At 55.6% G+C, this 15,291-nt stretch carries 17 protein-coding genes; 8 read left to right on the forward strand and 9 right to left on the reverse strand.

What is annotated here, in order from left to right; genetic code table 11:
• Window positions 1–64: 64 nt before the first annotated feature.
• From aglF to HBNXHr_RS02300, 5 genes are all read left to right on the forward strand, one after another.
• Window positions 65–811 (forward strand): UTP--glucose-1-phosphate uridylyltransferase AglF, encoded by a 747-nt coding sequence (gene aglF, locus HBNXHr_RS02280; RefSeq protein ID WP_275739080.1) that lies wholly within the window; start codon window positions 65–67, stop codon window positions 809–811.
• Window positions 812–876: 65 nt separating this feature from the next.
• A complete protein-coding gene (locus HBNXHr_RS02285) occupies window positions 877–1,866 on the forward strand; it encodes an NAD-dependent epimerase/dehydratase family protein (RefSeq protein WP_275883002.1) in 990 nt (329 codons plus the stop codon).
• 197 nt (window positions 1,867–2,063) lie between these two features.
• Complete coding sequence (gene hcp, locus HBNXHr_RS02290; RefSeq protein WP_275883003.1) at window positions 2,064–3,728, forward strand: hydroxylamine reductase; 1,665 nt, start codon at window positions 2,064–2,066, stop codon at window positions 3,726–3,728.
• An 84-nt stretch (window positions 3,729–3,812) separates the two neighbouring features.
• A complete protein-coding gene (locus HBNXHr_RS02295; protein WP_275739083.1) occupies window positions 3,813–4,331 on the forward strand; it encodes an ArsR family transcriptional regulator in 519 nt (172 codons plus the stop codon).
• An 80-nt stretch (window positions 4,332–4,411) separates the two neighbouring features.
• A complete protein-coding gene (locus HBNXHr_RS02300) occupies window positions 4,412–4,762 on the forward strand; it encodes a hypothetical protein (RefSeq protein ID WP_275883004.1) in 351 nt (116 codons plus the stop codon).
• Between the two features lie 48 nt (window positions 4,763–4,810).
• On the opposite strand, the gene HBNXHr_RS02305 is transcribed toward HBNXHr_RS02300, so the two are convergent.
• The 9 genes from HBNXHr_RS02305 to HBNXHr_RS02345 all read right to left on the reverse strand — a co-directional run bounded on the left by HBNXHr_RS02305 (window position 4,811) and on the right by HBNXHr_RS02345 (window position 11,842).
• Window positions 4,811–5,251, reverse strand: coding sequence for an SHOCT domain-containing protein (locus HBNXHr_RS02305; RefSeq protein WP_275883005.1), 441 nt, complete (start codon window positions 5,249–5,251; stop codon window positions 4,811–4,813).
• A complete protein-coding gene (locus tag HBNXHr_RS02310) occupies window positions 5,245–5,601 on the reverse strand; it encodes a hypothetical protein (RefSeq protein ID WP_275883006.1) in 357 nt (118 codons plus the stop codon). Before HBNXHr_RS02310 ends, HBNXHr_RS02305 begins: the two co-directional genes overlap by 7 nt.
• 160 nt (window positions 5,602–5,761) lie before the next feature.
• Window positions 5,762–6,472: a MarR family transcriptional regulator gene (locus tag HBNXHr_RS02315; RefSeq protein ID WP_275883007.1), complete on the reverse strand. Its 711-nt coding sequence runs from the start codon at window positions 6,470–6,472 to the stop codon at window positions 5,762–5,764.
• Entirely contained in the window at window positions 6,469–7,164 is a 696-nt protein-coding gene (locus HBNXHr_RS02320) for a hypothetical protein (RefSeq protein WP_275883008.1), read from the reverse strand. Before HBNXHr_RS02320 ends, HBNXHr_RS02315 begins: the two co-directional genes overlap by 4 nt.
• A gap of 54 nt (window positions 7,165–7,218) precedes the next feature.
• The gene (locus HBNXHr_RS02325; RefSeq protein WP_275883009.1) at window positions 7,219–7,821 is read right to left on the reverse strand and encodes an arsinothricin resistance N-acetyltransferase ArsN1 family B; all 603 of its coding nucleotides are present in this window, start codon (window positions 7,819–7,821) and stop codon (window positions 7,219–7,221) included.
• Window positions 7,822–8,115: 294 nt separating this feature from the next.
• Window positions 8,116–9,354: a glycosyltransferase family 4 protein gene (locus HBNXHr_RS02330; protein ID WP_275883010.1), complete on the reverse strand. Its 1,239-nt coding sequence runs from the start codon at window positions 9,352–9,354 to the stop codon at window positions 8,116–8,118.
• Between the two features lie 46 nt (window positions 9,355–9,400).
• A complete protein-coding gene (locus HBNXHr_RS02335; protein WP_275883011.1) occupies window positions 9,401–10,288 on the reverse strand; it encodes a hypothetical protein in 888 nt (295 codons plus the stop codon).
• Between the two features lie 56 nt (window positions 10,289–10,344).
• On the reverse strand, window positions 10,345–11,052 hold the full coding sequence (locus HBNXHr_RS02340) for a class I SAM-dependent methyltransferase (RefSeq protein WP_275883012.1): 708 nt from the start codon (window positions 11,050–11,052) through the stop codon (window positions 10,345–10,347).
• A 31-nt stretch (window positions 11,053–11,083) separates the two neighbouring features.
• Window positions 11,084–11,842: a hypothetical protein gene (locus HBNXHr_RS02345; RefSeq protein WP_275883013.1), complete on the reverse strand. Its 759-nt coding sequence runs from the start codon at window positions 11,840–11,842 to the stop codon at window positions 11,084–11,086.
• A 101-nt stretch (window positions 11,843–11,943) separates the two neighbouring features.
• Here HBNXHr_RS02345 and HBNXHr_RS02350 point away from each other — a divergent pair, with 101 nt between their 5' ends.
• The 3 genes from HBNXHr_RS02350 (at window position 11,944) to HBNXHr_RS02360 (ending at window position 15,194) form a co-directional block, all read left to right on the forward strand.
• Window positions 11,944–13,050: a glycosyltransferase family 4 protein gene (locus HBNXHr_RS02350; RefSeq protein WP_275883014.1), complete on the forward strand. Its 1,107-nt coding sequence runs from the start codon at window positions 11,944–11,946 to the stop codon at window positions 13,048–13,050.
• A gap of 162 nt (window positions 13,051–13,212) precedes the next feature.
• The gene (locus HBNXHr_RS02355) at window positions 13,213–14,211 is read left to right on the forward strand and encodes a hypothetical protein (protein WP_275883015.1); all 999 of its coding nucleotides are present in this window, start codon (window positions 13,213–13,215) and stop codon (window positions 14,209–14,211) included.
• Between the two features lie 98 nt (window positions 14,212–14,309).
• Window positions 14,310–15,194, forward strand: coding sequence for a sulfatase-like hydrolase/transferase (locus tag HBNXHr_RS02360; RefSeq protein WP_275883016.1), 885 nt, complete (start codon window positions 14,310–14,312; stop codon window positions 15,192–15,194).
• Window positions 15,195–15,291 lie beyond the last annotated feature (97 nt).

Below are 15,291 nucleotides of genomic sequence, written 5' to 3' on the forward strand. Positions count from 1 at the left end.
GAGTCGCGCCGACCCTGTTGACCGACGGCAAGGCATATACTCCCCGGACGAAAATATCGATCCGATGAAAGCTGTCGTACTCGCCGCCGGCAAGGGCACCCGCCTCAGACCGCTGACCGAGGACAAGCCGAAGGTGATGGTCGAGGTCGACGGCAAGCCCCTCCTGACGCACAGTTTCGAGCAACTGCTCGAACTCGGCGTGGACGAACTTATCGTCGTCGTCGGCTATCAGAAACAGGACATCATCAGCCATTACGGCGACGAATTCGAGGGCGTGCCGATCACGTATACCCACCAGCGCGAACAGCAAGGGTTGGCCCACGCGCTGTTGACCGCCGAGGAGCACGTCGAGGAGGACTTCATGCTGATGCTTGGGGACAACATCTTCCGGGCGAACCTCGAGGACGTCGTCAAGCGCCAGCGCGAGAGTCGCACGGATGCGGCGTTCCTCGTCGAGGAAGTCCCGATGGACGAGGCCTCACGCTACGGCGTCTGTGATACTAACGACTACGGCGAGATCGTCGAGGTGATCGAAAAACCCGACGACCCGCCGTCGAATTTGGTGATGACGGGCTTCTATACGTTCTCGCCGGCCATCTTTCACGCCGCCAAGCTCGTCCAGCCGTCCGACCGCGGCGAGTACGAGATCAGCGACGCGATCGACCTCCTGTTGCAGAGCGGGCGGACCATCGACGCGATCCGGCTCGACGGCTGGCGTATCGACGTCGGTTACCCCGAGGACCGCGACCGCGCCGAGGAGCGCCTCCAGGTATCCGGCCCCGAGGCTGACGCCCCTGAATCGTCGTCCTGACGACGCTATCGGTGCCATCCCGACGCTTCCGACGGATTTTTGCTCGCCCCGTTATATCAATGCGCATGAAGATTCTGGTCACCGGCGGCGCGGGCTTTATCGGCGGGCACCTCGCAGAGCACTTCGCCGCAGACGGTCACGACGTAGTCATCCTCGACAATCTCGATCCGTACTACAGCGTCGATCTCAAGCGTCACAACATCGAGAAGGGCCGGGAGGCCGGCACGGACGGTGACGGCTCCTACGAGTTCGTCGAGGGAGACGTTCGCGACGCGGACCTCGTGGAAGAACTCGTCGCCGACGTTGATTTCGTCTTCCACGAGGCCGCCCAGGCCGGCGTCCGGACCAGCGTCGAGAATCCGCGCAAGTACGACGCCATCAACGTCGACGGTACGCTGAACGTGCTGGACGCGGCTCGCGATCACGGGATCGAGCGCGTCGTCGTCGCGAGTTCCTCTTCAGTCTACGGCGGTCGCGAGGAATACCTGCCCTTCTCGGAGACTGACCCGGCGATGCCAGTCAGCCCCTATGGGGCCTCGAAGCTCGCTGCCGAACGCTACACCTGCGCCTACGCGGACGTCTATGACCTCCCCGCCGTGGCGCTGCGGTACTTCACCGTCTATGGCCCCCGGATGCGGCCGAACATGGCGATCTCTAACTTCGTCTCGCGGGCGATCAACGGCGACCCGCCCGTGGTCTACGGCGACGGCTCCCAGATCCGGGATTTCACCTATATCGAAGATATCGTCGCGGCGAACGAGACGCTGCTATCGACGGACGCCGCCGACGGCGAGGTGTTGAACATCGGGAGTTCGGGAACTATCGACATCGAGACGCTGGCGACCGAGATCCGTGACCAACTCGCGCCCGGTCTCGATCTGGACTACGCCGACCGTCACGACGCCGACGCCGAAGCGACCCACGCGGACATCTCGAAGGCCACGGCGGTACTCGGGTACGAACCGACACGGTCGATCCGTGAAGGTGTCTCCGAGTTCATCGAGTGGTACCGGGCGAACCGCGAGTGGTACGAACCGCTCGTCCTTGAGAGCTAGAGCGCGACTTCGGAGCCATCGCCCACCGCTTTCCGTATCGTGGCTCCGATCCCGGATTGAACATGTTCGGGGAAATTGGGTAGTCTATCGCGCGGCGAGAAACGAGTGCGAATGAACTTACGCCCATTTCGAACGGTAGTAGCCGACCCGAATGGTCCGTTTGACGATCATGTCTGCCACCTGAGGAGTGATTCAGCATGAGCAGTATGTTCTGCTATCAGTGCCAGGAGACGATGGGCAACGAGGGCTGTACCGACGTCAGCGTCTGCGGGAAGGACGTTCAGACGGCCAGCCTGCAGGACCTGCTCGTCTGGGAACTCAAGGGGTTGTCGTACATCGCTCAGCGCGCCCGAGAGGCCGGGATCGTCGACGAAGAGACGAACGTCTTCATCGCCGAGAGCCTGTTCTCGACGGTCACGAACGTCAACTTCGACCCCGAGTGGTTCGAAGATCAGCTCCAGGAAACCCAACAGCGCCGCGAGTCACTCAGGGCTGAACTCGAGGCTGCCGACGGCGAACTCGACGACGAAAGCCTCCCGGAAGCTGCAACCTGGTCCGGCGAGGATTCCGACGACTTTCACGCGAAGGCGACGCCCGCCGGAATCGGCGTCCAGGCGACCGACAACGAGGACGTCCGATCGCTGCGTGAGCTGCTCACATACGGCCTCAAGGGAACCGCTTCCTACGCCGATCATGCCTACGTGCTGGGCGAAAAGAAGGCGGAGGTCTTCGCGTTCATCCAGCGTGGCCTGGCGGCGACGCTCGATGACGATCTCGGCGTCGAGGAACTCACCGCACTCGTCCTCGAATCCGGCGAGATAGCCACCGAAGTGATGGAACTCCTTGACTCAGCCCACACTGAGACCTACGGCCATCCCGAACCGACCGAGGTCGACATCGGCACGCGCGACCGGCCGGGGATCCTTATCAGCGGCCACGACATGAAGGACATGGAGGAACTCCTCGAACAGACCGAGGGCGAGGGCGTCGACGTTTACACCCACGGCGAGATGCTGCCGGCCCACGCCTACCCCGCTTTCAAGGAGTACGACCACTTCGTCGGCAACTACGGCAACGCCTGGTGGGAGCAACACCGGGAGTTCGAGGCGTTCAACGGCCCCGTCCTGATGACGACGAACTGCCTGGTGCCCCCCAACGATTCCTACGCCGATCGGGTTTACACGACCGGCGTCGTTCGGTTCCCGGACACGCCCCACATCGCCGACCGGGATGAGGGCGGACAGAAGGACTTCTCGGCCCTCATCGAGGCCGCGAAGGACGCCGAACCGCCGGAAGAACTCGAATCCGGGACGATCGCGAACGGCTTTGCCCACAAGTCCGTCCTCGACCGGGCCGACGACATCATCGAGGGGATTCAGGCCGGCGACATCCGCGGGTTCGTCGTCATGGGCGGGTGTGACGGCCGGCAGAAGGAACGAGAGTACTACACCGAACTGGCCAAGGAGCTCCCCGATGACGTGATCATCCTCACGGCCGGGTGTGCGAAGTACCGCTACAACAAGCTGGATCTGGGTGACATCAACGGCATCCCGCGCGTGCTCGACGCCGGCCAGTGTAACGACTCCTACTCGCTCATCCGGATCGCGAACGCTCTCGGCGACGCTCTGGACGTCGAGGACGTCAACGACCTGCCGATCGCCTTCGACATCGCCTGGTACGAACAGAAGGCCGTGACTGTCCTGCTGGCACTCCTGAGCCAGGGCGTCGAGGACATCCGACTCGGCCCCACGCTGCCCGCGTTCCTCTCGGAAAACGTGACCGACCTGCTGGTCGAGGAGTTCGGCATCCAGCCGATCGACACCGTCGAATCCGACAAGGAAGCCATCCTCGCCGCGATGTAGCGCTGGAGAGTGGCGAAAACCGGTAGCTACCGAATAATATCGTCTACACAAAAATATATTAGCCAGTGCCGACAAGCGTTCTGTATGGCACCGACGTTCGACGTGGCCGCGGAGTTCGAGGCGGAACTCGCGGACGCGCCGACGGACGAGCGAGTGTACCGGGTCACACTCCAGCTTTACGAGCCGGCCCGGATCGCCGATATCGCCGACAGGGCCGAGTGTACGCCCGATACAGCCCGTCGGCACTGTCGACGACTCGCCGACATCGGCGTTCTCGAGGCAGTCTCCGAGCAACCCGAGACCTACCGACGCAACGAGTCGTACTTCGAGTGGCGCAAACGCGAGCGCCTCGCCGAGCTCTCGACTGCGGAGTTACGCGAGCGTCTCGCCGAGCTCACCGATCGGGATGCGGCGTTCCGGGAGACTTACGGCGTCAGCGATCCCGAGGCCGTCGACGCACTCGAGCATGCCGAGTACAACGCCGTCGAGGAGGTCTGGCTGGACGTCAGCGAGTGGCAGACCGTCAGACGGCGGATCGAGCGACTCGAGGCGGTACGACAGCGACGGGCGAACGATTCCGCCTCGCGGTCGGAACCAGCCTGACCGTGTCGGGGGACGGATCGCGACAGGCCAACGAAGCCCTTCTGGACCATCTGCAGTCGATATTCGGTCGTCTCTCGAGTGTGAACCGGGCGTCACTGTTCCCCCCGAACCGACAGGAGAGCCTGGTGATCGAGTTCGATACCGCCGCGTATCCGGAGTCGATCGACGCGGTCCGTCTCGAGGTCCGCGCCTACACGAACGGCGACTTTCACGTCTCGTATCTGGAGACGCATATCGGCGAGTTGCGCCAGTGTCGGTTCGATCGCCACGAACAGGATCACAACACTCGCGATCACTACCATCCCCTGCCGGACGCCAGCACGGGGGACGCACAGGATCGGGAGTTTCCCACTGACCTGACGACGGTGATTCGCGACGTCGTATTGCCGTGGGTGGAGACGCGATTCGGCGATCTCTGGAACGATGCGTGACCCCCTCGCGAACACGACCCCGACGGGTAATCCGTCGGAGTCGCGTTCTCACCGCGATCGCTCGAGCTCCGCACGTCGGCGCTCGAATTCCTCGTCCGTGAGTTCGCCTCTGGCATACCGTTCCCGGAGCGTCTCGAGCGCGCGATCAGTGTGTTCTTGTCCGGGAGCGGTCCCAGCCGCCGTGTCCGGGCGGAACCGGCGGCCGTCGCGTGCGTAGGCGAAGAGGCCCACGACACCGAGGCCGAGCAACAGCCAGAACACGAGGCCGAACCCCGGGATGCCGAACCCGCCGTATCCGCCGCCGCCCATCATGCCACCGCCGCCGTGCTGGGCACTCGCGGTGCCGACTGTCGCGAGGAGGGCGACGCCAAGGACGCCGACACGGGCGATCCCGCGCCGGACTCGTCCCCCTTCCGCCCGCGAGCGGGTAGACTCGACATTCTGGGCTGTCCGATCGTCGTCATCGGACCCCGCTCGCTCACTCAGCATCCGTGACCACCCTTGTATGTCCCACCGTGGCTACCGCGCTCGTCGTGGCGGTCGGCAGCGTCGCCGTCGTTCGGCGCGTCCGGGTGGATCCCGACGTCGTCGGACCACTCGCTTGCGTTGATCCCTATGTGGGCGGCCATCCACGTGGTCACGTTGCCGTCTGAATGAGTCAAGTCATGGGCGGGCATCCGGACCGGCTGGTCGTCGTGTCTCTCCTGCTCCGTCCAGTTCTCGCTGGGCTCCTCGGGTGCGATTCCGTCCCCGTGGGCGCTGATCAGGGGCACTGCCAGCAGCACACCCAGGATCGCGATCCCGACGAGCAGCCAGGTTCCTGCGTTCGTTTCGGACATCGTATTTCGCCTCGGGAAGTCGTAGAGGCGTCGAGTGGGTATTTCTCTGGGTGTGAACACAACGACGAGATCGTTCGAGAACGGTTCTAACCGCTTCTAATCGTTTCTTTCCGAGGAGAACGTTCGTCGCGGCTAAATTCGCCAGTCTGTCCCGATCGGGTTAGGTCTCCTCGGCAGTCCCGAGTTCCTCACTCGGGTAGATCCGGTAGGTCCGGCCCTGGCGCTCCCGATAGAGCAAGCCCCGTTCCTCGAGGTCGGTCACCGTCTGGCTGACTTTGCTCTTCGAGAACGCGGAGCGGTCCCGAAGTTCGATCTGCGTGATCCCGGGCGAGTCGAGGACCGGTTCGAGGACACGGCGTTCGTCCTCGGGTAGGAGATCCAGCACGCGCTCGGTCGGATTCGCCTCCGGGGCGGTCGCGTGCCCGTCGGTCGCGTCGGTTTCGGCGCTCTCGGCGGCTAAATCATCCGTGGTCGATTCCTGGTCCGTCTGTTCGGCGGAGTCTCCAGTCGCTCCCGCCGCTGGCGTCGTATCGACCTGGTCCGGCCGAGTCTCGGCTTGTCCCGCCCGAATCTCGGCTTGGTCCGGTCGAGTCTCGACTTGTCCTGAACGAGCCCTGGCTTCTTCCCCCTCAAATTCCGGCCGCACGACGAGATAGACTCCGACGAGGACGGCGGCCACCACCAGCGTCCCGACGGCAAACCAAAGCGGGTCCGGGCCGTGCATCGTGCCCATCGAAGAATCCATCATCGACCCCATCGTTTCGTCGACGGTTCGACGCTGCTCGATCGCCTTCCAGGTGAGTCCGCCGCCGAGGAGGAGGACCGCCCCGACGAGAATCGCTGCCGCGACGTCGGTGCGTTTCCGCTTCATTTGATCACTGAAATTCGAGCGATTCGTCCGTCCATACCGATCTTTCGAGCGCCAGGAATGAACGGGTTATGATTTGACCCGGTGAACGACAACTTCGCCGGTTCCTCACTCACCGAGATCGAGCTCGTCTCCGAACTCCGCTTGGAATCCTTCGATGAGTCGCCGAGTCCCGAGCGCTTTGCGAACTCGGCGTCCTCACGTGCGTCCAGGAGATGCTCCCGTCGCTTGCCAGTGTACTCCTCGGCCATCGATTCGAGCTCGGCCGCCAGTGCCGTAATCGTCTCCTCGTCGTCGAGTGTGTCGTAGGTCCTGAAGACGTCCTTGAGGGCGCGCTTGGCCGCATTTCTGACTCGGCCGTCGGTGTCCGTCATCGCCTCCAGCAGGAACCCACTGCTCGCGTCGGCCTGTCGGCGCACTGTCTCGCGGTCGAGGTCGGTCGATCGCTCGCCGTCATCGACGGCGAACGCGGCCACGAGGCCGGGCGAGAGTGCTTCCAGGAACCGCACGGTCGACTGGCGGACGTACCCGTCGTCGCTGTCGGCGTAGAGTTCGGTCAGGTCGTCGAAACGCGACTCGAACAGCTGTGCGCGCTCGTCGAGACCCATGTCCTCGACGTCGTCGATCGCCGCGTTGACCCGATCCGACTCGCCCGATTCGACCGCTTCCGCGAAGTCGTCCCATCGTTCGTTCATAGTCGGTCATTCGGACGGCAAGGACTCAAAACCCGACGATTCTATTGTCGTTGTTCACTCTTCTCGAAGCGACGCCTCACCCGTCCGGAGCGCTGCTTCGAGTGCGGGCGAATCCCTTATACCACGCATCGGCGTTGGCGGATCCGGATCCCTCGGTCGGTCGCCCAGTTGTCGATGCCACCACTGGACATCGTGCCACGAGCCTTGCTTGTGTCCGGCCGCAGGAAAGGTTCCGATCGGTTCGAACGCGAAGTTCTCGTGGAGGCTGATGCTCGCCGGGTTCGGCAGCGTCACCGCGGCGTACGCGTCGACGAAACCCTGCTCGCGCAGGATTTCCAGCAGCGATGTGTACAGTGCGGTGCCGACGCCCGATTGCTGGGCGTCGTCATCGACGTAGACAGTGAGCTCGACCGCCCAGGCGTAGGCCGCCTTCGACCGGAGGGAACTCGCCGTCGCGTAGCCGACGACGCCTTCGTTCTCGGTCTCACAGACGAGCCAGGGGTATTGCTCGTGGGACTGTTCGATTCGTTCGGTCATTTCCTCCGTCGTCGGGGCCTCGGTCTCGAAAGTGATCGCCGTCGATTCGACGTACGGTGCGTAGATCGACCGGATTCTGGATGCGTCTGCGGGCGTGGCGATCCGAAGCGACGCGTGCATGTACGGGAAAATTCCCGCGTGAGTGTTGTAGTATTGTGGTTTTCCAATTTCCCATTCGTTCCACTTGCATGTCTGAAATAGCGGTAGATGAGCATTGCTTCGTAGAATGTGGCGTTCGACATGGTGAATTGAGTTCGTAGCTGCACCGTAGATCCGATACGGACTGTGGTCGGCACTCAACAATGATTGAGATGAGTGTCTAATTGTCCGCTGATATGACTATCTTCTGCCCACAAGTAGACAAGAACAGTCGAAGTACCGAATATTTGTACGTGTGTTCGGATCCAAGTGGGATTAGAGAAGTGAATCATAAAGCTCGTGGTATTGTTCGGCGATCTTGGTGAGATGATATCGGTCGACGGCCCTCTGTCGTGCTTGACTCCCGATCATCTCGCGGCGTTTTTCATCTGTGAGCAACCAGCTGATACCGGTCGCGAGATTGACTGGGTCGTCCTCAGTCGCAAGATATCCTGTCTCCTTGTGATCGATGATATCCGACGGTCCGGTTCCCTTGAAGGCAACGACGGGTGTCCCGCAAGCCATCGATTCAGTAACAGTCTGACCGAACGCCTCGTGGCGGGATGGGACGACCATCACGTCCGCTGTCGCATACAGCACGGCAAGACTTTGATCGTCGTGTAGGTATCCGGTATAGTGAATCGGGAAGTCGAACTCCGGTGGTTTTTCGGGTTCAGATGTCCCAAAGACGACGAGTTCCGGGCTCTTGTCTACCTGGGAATCGAGTTGCTCTAGTGCCTCCCGGAGTAGGTCATAGCCCTTACGTGGATTGCTTAGCGGACCGACCGACCCAAACAGGACTAGTGGTACTTCTTCGGGAAGGGTGAACAATTCTCGGCCGATCCGGCGGTCGATTGGCCTGAACGTCTGGGTGTCGAGGCCGTTCGGGATGACTTCGATCGGGCTCTTTTCGAAAACAGTGCTTTCCCGTGCGTGTTCGGCAAGCCAGGGGGTCGTGGCGACGACAGTCACATCCGCCCGGTCGACAGCCCGTCGCTTTCGTTCGAGCATGACCCGGGATGGATCCCACGTACTTGTACTATCCAGTTGTGGACACTCACCACAGGTCGATCGATACCGCGTACAGTCCCCCGCGTAGTGACAGCCACCGGTGAGCGGCCACATGTCCGGCAGCCGCCAGACGATCGGACGGTCGAATGCGTTGATCGACCCTGGGCTCATGTATCCACCGGCGATCCAGTTGAGGTGGACGATATCGGGATCGATCCGCTCTACGTGCGCGTCGATGCGGTCGGGGAGCCAGCCGACGGAATACTCGCTGGCGGCATCATAGGGGACTAATGGGGCTGAGTCGAGATATGGGCGGAGTTTGGCGAGTACTTTGGCAGTTTTTGACTCCGGACCACGGATAGTCGGGTCGTCGCTTGATTTCTCCCGAACGAGCAGCTGTGAATCGATACCGACCTCTCTGAGCCCCTCATGGATACGTCGCGCAGCAGTTCCCGCTCCCCCGCTATCGCTCGCGGTGAGGAGAAGGGGGCGGACCGAGTCCATATGGTTTTGTCTCCGGAGACCCACAAAAATACGATGGTGTCTGCTCTCAAAGCCCCAATCGGGTAGCCATTGCATCAAGCAGCCGTCGTGGTTTCGATCGTGTCTGTCGGAGTTCGTGAAACCGTTGGTCGTACTCTCTATCCGGTGCGACGAACGGCGGATGATTCAACGGAAACGACATTTCATACGTGTCCTTGTTTGCGAACCCGTGGGACGGATTCGTGGTGTTGGTCGCCGTCTCGTCGAAACCAATGTTCTCGACGAGATTTTTCGACGGAACGACCGAGAGGGCGTTGTTGCGATGTCGTGCGAATCCCCACTGGTAATCCCACGTGTCGAGTTCTCCAGACTCGGTTTTATCGTAGACGCGTTTTAGATATCGATATTGATCAGCGTCGTTTATCACGTCTCGAACCCGTGATTTAATTATTTCCTCATTCCAGCGTTCCATCGTTTTATCGTATTCCTCCCATGATTCTCGCCATGTTGCCCACCCCCAGATTCCGCCATATAGCGAGAAATGATAGTCATAGCCGTTCCGCTTCCACGTATCGAGGTAGTTCGATCCAGAGATATCCCAGACTCGATTATCTCCTCTAAAATACTCGAGCAATATATCACATAATTTAAAAAACGATATACTGGGTACGGTATCGTCCTCAAGGATTATTGCCTCGGAACTTTGTTCAAAGATCCACTCCAACCCGGTAGAAAACCGTTTCTTGAGTCCAAGATTTTCTGTAGCAAAGTTTGTTTTTACGTCAAATCTAAATTCATTCTCAGTAATTTGTCTACGTGTCTTTTCGCACATTTCACGCTCCGAATTATCCTGAGGGCCATCAGCGATAACGTACAGCGCTGGTGGATTTGCTTTTTGAACCCTTTCTAATACACGTTCAGTATGATCTGGGCGATTGTAAATGAATAGTGCCACTGGCGTTGATAGATACCTCCCACTCATGTCATATTATTTATTTTGAAGGTAGGTCGTCATCTTTTAAATATCATTATTTCTCCGGCATGTTCCGGATATGTGGGTTCTACAGTTCGTGTTTTATGATCGATTAAGGTAAAATCAGCAAACGCTTCCTTGTAGCTTTCAACGGATCGAGGCCAAGTGTGTGATCCTGCGTCACCTACTGTTTCTTCGCAAATCAATACAACTGCATCCTCTGTGGTTACCCTTTCTATCTCCTCAATGGATTCCTGTATCAGAGATGGCGGTATGTGCTGCAGGACTGTCCAGGTTACGACGAGATCAAATGATTCTTGTTCGAATTCTAGGTCCGGTAGACGATCTCCGGTCCATGTAATACCCGGATACAATTTCTGTGACTTTTTTCGAACTTTCGAATTCGGCTCCACGCCATAATGGTCCGACGAGTGGCGTCCGATCCATGGTGATACCCGCCCGTAACCGCTCCCGATCTCCAGTGACCTTTCGGCTGAAATGTCATATTCTGAAATGACATCTATCAACTGGGATATTTCGTAATAGTATCTCGCGGAGAATTCTGGCCTATCTTTGGTTCCTCCTGAAAACCCGCCGATATTAAACGTATAGTACTCGTCTTCTTCTCTCCAACTTCTATCCACCTTTTGATGGGACAATCTATTTTTCTTCGCTAAGATCCAATCTTGAAACTTCTCATATATATTTCTTGATTTCGTTTCCATGGTTTCGGGTGTGTTATCCATGTGCAGGGGAAGTCTATCTCGCTTTATATTCTTACTGGATATTGTTGGGTCTTTCTTTCTTCGTTGCTATGACGACTTTTACGTCATCTTTTGCATGTTGCCGGGCCATCTCCGGCTCGGCAACGCCGGCGTCATGAACCTCATAGCCTCGATCCCTCAATATCTCAATTATACTATCGGTTGGTGATTCAAATACACCGTGCGTTTCTACGATCATTGTCTTCGCGTCAGGAAGGGAAGGGACAACGTCAATTTCTTCTCCTTCAATGTCAACGATGCATACGTCCGGCATCGGAAGATCTTCGGGTTCAATAACTGTGGCACCTTCTGGACTCCCCCATAAATTGTCTGGACTGCCAACAATTGCATGAGTGACTGTTACAGATGCAGTTACGGGGTTCAATGCCAACGTTCTTGAATGGAGTGACAACATCTCTTTTGCTCCTTCGTAAACAAATATGTCCCCTTCTGGTCCGGACTCTCGTGCCGCATGGACCGTCACAACCCCAAGTCCACCACCAAGTATGACAACGGTGTCTCCTTGCGATATAAGCCCCACAGCTTCAGATATTATTGTGCCTTCGTACGTCGGCCGATCCCTGATGTTTTTGTCGGGATCAAGACAGTCCGCTAGATGATGCCGTTCGACGGTGACACCGTTGTATTCTGTTTTGATCGAGGGCGTGATTGGTCGGATCTGTCTCAAAACGAACTTGAGACTTGCACGCAGTAATGGTATAAGCCCGTCGGCTTGATATATCTCAGCGGCTCGACGGACTTTTTCGAGCATTCCGATATCTGTGATTCAGTGGTCGGTCTGATAAGTGCTTCCCAATATTCGGGCCGTCTACTCCAATAGTTGTATGGTACTTTGTCCCTCAGTAGTGTTGTATGGATCGGTCTCTTCGAGTGCTACTCGTCACGCTTAATTACCCGCCACCACCGGGGGGGATTCAGACAGTGACGAAAAACCTTGAACACGGACTCCGTGCAGAGGGTCACGCCTGTAAAGTACTTCACCTTCCGATGGCAGACACTTCGCGTTCAGTCGGGGACTACATTCCTCGGCCATCACGTCTATACAACTGGAGAAGCCTTACGAATCGTGACTTTCCGTATTTAAACTTCGTCTATCGGAAAACAATGAACGCGATTCGTGAATTCAATCCCGACATCGTTCATGCATTACACTGTAACAACTGGACAGCTCTGGTCGCGGCACGAAATCACGGGATAGCGCGTGTCCTTTCAGCTCACGCTCTCGAATTACAAAATACACCACTTGCCAGAACTGCTATCGGCGATGCGGATTCCGTGCACGTTCCGTCTCGGTTCACTGAAAATCAGGTATGCAAAATCCACTCCAAGGCCGAGACGAACGTTATTCCACCTGCAATCAATGTAGACGAATATCGCAAGATGTCGAAACGCTCAAATATCGATTCTCAGTCCGGGCCAATCGTTTGCATCGGCCGATTCGTAGATAGAAAGAACATTGAGACAGTTATTCGGTCTTGGAACTATTTTCCGCCACACGTCAGGGAAGGTCGAGAACTGTTGGTCGTCGGAGATGGTCCGAACCGAGCCGAAATCGAAACACTTGCTTCCGAAGATGACAACATTCGTCTCCTTGGATGGGTAAGCGAACAAACCAAGCGTGAATTACTTGCCAAAGCTAGCGTGTTCGTCTTAGTTCCTTCTCGGGACGGATACGACGCAGAAGGGTTTGGAATCGTGTATATTGAGGCCCAAGCCGCAGGAACTCCTGTCGTCGGTTCCACTACTGGTGGGGTGCCCGAAGCGATTGGTAATGGAGGCCTCACTGTTGAAGATGAGACCGATCCGAAAGCTGTAGCGAGAGCGATTGAAACGATGGTGACGAACGATAGTATTCGATCAGAGAAGGTCTTCAATGCTAATCAACGCATTGAACAGTTTGATATTCCCGCGGTCACCGAGCAACACGTGGCGTCATATCGTAGTCTACTAACTGAATGAGCCGACAAGCATTTCATCTTCAACTAATCATATCAAATATGGATATTCGTAGCTTTGTCTTGTTTGACGATGAGTCAACTAATTTTGAATTAGCTGTCCACCAGGGTAACCGTCTATTGAGAGGGGTTTTCATCGGACAGACCATTCTTTAACCATCATTGTATGACAAACACGCTCATTTTCACCAAAGGGGGAGGACGGCTTGGAAATCAACTAGTTAACTATGCTAACCTATACGCTTTCCAGTGTGAAAATCCAGAATTCAATGTTTTTGATCTAGCATTTGTTCCATTTATTGAGGATTATTCACGGCCGGACTTAGACTTGCTCAATAAATCTAGTGCGCTCGATGATATATGGCATCCTCTGATACGCCTATTCTGGGACGACGGCATTCTGATATCAACCATTCCCGATCGAATCATTCACCCATTCCGATTGCGTCTTGTCCATGGCATGGCCGTACATCGAAGAGAGGCACAGAGTATAGTTGCCGGCAATCCGCATATTTCTTGTAAGATCCCAGGAGTTCACTGCGATGGCCTTGATCTGACGGACCCAGAGGATATCGCACAAATTCAATCGAAGTCTGTATCCGTCGTTGCTGGCTGGAACGTGCGTGCATGGCCTTTAGTTGAACAATACCGTGACGAGATTCGTCACCAGCTACGGCCTGGGCCGGAACGAACTAATTCGGTTATGGATTATATTGAGTCGTTGCGAGATAAATATGATTTACTTGTAGGACTTCACATTCGGCAGAGTGATTACCGTGAATGGCATGACGGGGAGTTCTACTATACCGCTAGGGAATACTGGGACATGGCAGAAGCGTTTGCCGAACGATCTTCGGCGGAATCAATGGCGTTTTTAATTGCTTCGGATGAAACTCATGATAATTCGATATTTGATCACGACAAGTATCACATGGGATTGGGGGATCAAGATAGAGTGAATCATTATGTGGAGGATTTCGTCAAACTCTCACATTGTGATATCGTGTTAGCACCGCCCAGCACATTTAGCGCCTTCGCAGCGTTTCTTGGAGACCTTCCGCTGGTACCACTCTACGAGGGCGTTACCAATGATGGATTCCAGAAACTAGAACGTCCATTGTTGGACTCTATAGATCATCCGGTTATGTCTTCGGCCATTCGGTAATATTTTCTCGATAATAACTATTAGAGAAATGGGAATAGCTCAGTCCAATTATATCATACCGATTCTTTTTGTGCATTGATCTATTAGGTTTACACCGAATGGATCTCCCTCGATACAGATTATCGCATTTGCGTTCTGCAATTAGAAATCCAAAGAGAGCATTTTTAGAATTAAATAAGATATACTATACTAAAGTTCATGGGTGGGAAGGTATTGATATTGTAGAAGAAGACTGGGATAATTTAATCGTTTTGGACGCGTGCCGATACGATTCTTTTCGAGAATTAAATACTATATCGGGTAAATTAGAAAAAGTTCACTCAAAAGGTTCTATGACAGTCCAATTTCTCCGAGAAAATTTCCCAGATGATGGATATCCAGAAATAGTATATGTTTCGGCAAATCCAAATATCACCTGGCTTGATGCGAAATTCCATAAGCGAATTAGATTGTGGGAAAATCATACCGATGGTGATAAAGGTGTTGTTCCACCACAGTCAGTGACAGCAGAATCATTGAAATATCTGGACCAATATCCAAATAAGCGTGTGATAATCCACTATATGCAGCCTCATTATCCGTTCATTGGTGATTTCGGTCAGAGTCTATATGAGCGGGGATTGATAGAACACCGTAATAATGGAAACGAGTTCTGGCATCAAATTTCTACACGGGAAGCCAGTAAACAGGACTTTAAAATGGCTTATGAAGAAAATCTCCGAATTGTTCTGCAGGAAGTCGAAAAATTAACTGAAAATATTGACGGGAAGACGATAATTACATCAGATCATGGAAATGAGTTTGGGCGGCTCGGGGTATATGGTCATCCAAGTGGGACATTCACTAAAGGATTGACAGAGGTCCCATGGTTTATTATTAATAGTGGTGTGAGAAAGACAATATATTCAGGAACTGCAACTGATGGTCCAATTGAACAAGATACACAATTGGACGATAAATTGGAAGCATTAGGATATGCGTGAGTGATCTATCTCAATTTCTCGTTTGTGGGTAAGTAGGTTCATATAGCTAAACTTTCACCCCGTCTATCGATATAGCACTTGTATATTTGAAAATACT

Origin of the sequence: Halorhabdus sp. BNX81 (assembly GCF_029229925.1) — an archaeon.
In the GTDB taxonomy this organism is placed as follows: Archaea; Halobacteriota; Halobacteria; order Halobacteriales; family Haloarculaceae; genus Halorhabdus.

Bases quoted from the DNA above. Each gene is read 5' to 3' on its own strand.
- HBNXHr_RS02350 (WP_275883014.1), top strand. From the start codon at position 11,944: ATGGATCGGTCTCTTCGAGTGCTACTCGTCACGCTTAATTACCCGCCA.
- HBNXHr_RS02285 (WP_275883002.1), top strand. From the start codon at position 877: ATGAAGATTCTGGTCACCGGCGGCGCGGGCTTTATCGGCGGGCACCTC.
- hcp (WP_275883003.1), top strand. From the start codon at position 2,064: ATGAGCAGTATGTTCTGCTATCAGTGCCAGGAGACGATGGGCAACGAG.
- HBNXHr_RS02305 (WP_275883005.1), bottom strand. From the start codon at position 5,251: ATGCTGAGTGAGCGAGCGGGGTCCGATGACGACGATCGGACAGCCCAG.
- HBNXHr_RS02310 (WP_275883006.1), bottom strand. From the start codon at position 5,601: ATGTCCGAAACGAACGCAGGAACCTGGCTGCTCGTCGGGATCGCGATC.
- HBNXHr_RS02340 (WP_275883012.1), bottom strand. From the start codon at position 11,052: ATGGATAACACACCCGAAACCATGGAAACGAAATCAAGAAATATATAT.
- HBNXHr_RS02355 (WP_275883015.1), top strand. From the start codon at position 13,213: ATGACAAACACGCTCATTTTCACCAAAGGGGGAGGACGGCTTGGAAAT.
- HBNXHr_RS02320 (WP_275883008.1), bottom strand. From the start codon at position 7,164: ATGAACGAACGATGGGACGACTTCGCGGAAGCGGTCGAATCGGGCGAG.
- HBNXHr_RS02315 (WP_275883007.1), bottom strand. From the start codon at position 6,472: ATGAAGCGGAAACGCACCGACGTCGCGGCAGCGATTCTCGTCGGGGCG.
- aglF (WP_275739080.1), top strand. From the start codon at position 65: ATGAAAGCTGTCGTACTCGCCGCCGGCAAGGGCACCCGCCTCAGACCG.
- HBNXHr_RS02325 (WP_275883009.1), bottom strand. From the start codon at position 7,821: ATGCACGCGTCGCTTCGGATCGCCACGCCCGCAGACGCATCCAGAATC.
- HBNXHr_RS02360 (WP_275883016.1), top strand. From the start codon at position 14,310: ATGGATCTCCCTCGATACAGATTATCGCATTTGCGTTCTGCAATTAGA.
- HBNXHr_RS02330 (WP_275883010.1), bottom strand. From the start codon at position 9,354: ATGGACTCGGTCCGCCCCCTTCTCCTCACCGCGAGCGATAGCGGGGGA.
- HBNXHr_RS02345 (WP_275883013.1), bottom strand. From the start codon at position 11,842: ATGCTCGAAAAAGTCCGTCGAGCCGCTGAGATATATCAAGCCGACGGG.
- HBNXHr_RS02295 (WP_275739083.1), top strand. From the start codon at position 3,813: ATGGCACCGACGTTCGACGTGGCCGCGGAGTTCGAGGCGGAACTCGCG.